General features: G+C 63.9%; 1 pseudogene. It reads right to left on the bottom strand.

Annotated elements, in window-relative coordinates:
• A pseudogene (locus tag A9X01_RS19665) lies at positions 1 to 544 on the bottom strand (IS256-like element IS1512 family transposase); the annotation flags it as partial.
• Positions 545 to 637: the final 93 nt, after the last annotated feature.

Here is a 637-nt window from a genome sequence, read left to right as displayed (position 1 = left end):
CGTTGACCACGCGACCGGCCTCGCGGACCTTGAGTACCAGGGCATCGGCGGCCATGAACGTATACGGGCCGGCATCGAGGGGCCGAGTGCGGAAGGCCTCCACGACGGTGTCGAGTTCTTTGGCCATCACCGACACCTGCGACTTCGACAAGCCGGTGATCCCGAGGGTTTCCACGAGCTTGTCCATGCGCCGCGTGGAGACCCCGAGCAGATAGCAGGTGGCCACCACCGTCGTCAGGGCCCGCTCGGCGCGTTTGCGGCGTTCCAGCAGCCAATCCGGGAAGTAGGAGCCTTGCCGTAGCTTGGGGATCGCCAAATCCAATGACCCTGCCCGGGTATCGAATTGGCGATGCCGGTAGCCGTTGCGGGAGTTGGTGCGCTCGGCACTGCGCTGACCGTAGCCCGCGCCGCACAGCGCATCCGCTTCAGCGCCCATCAGCGTGTGGATGAACGTGGCCAGCAACTCGCGCAACACATCAGGGTGGGTGGTAGTGAGTCGCTCAGCCAGCAGTGCCGGCAAGTCGATATCGTGGGCAGCGGTCATCGCGTTGATTCCTTTGCTCGAGTGACTTTGGACGGTCTCTCGAAGAATCACGCGATGACCCTTATCTAGCCGGCTGCGACACGCCGGTCCTCA

Origin of the sequence: Mycobacterium asiaticum (genome assembly GCF_001668675.1) — a bacterium.
GTDB lineage: Bacteria > Actinomycetota > Actinomycetes > Mycobacteriales > Mycobacteriaceae > Mycobacterium > Mycobacterium asiaticum_D.
This window is presented reverse-complemented; position numbering and strand designations above follow the sequence as displayed.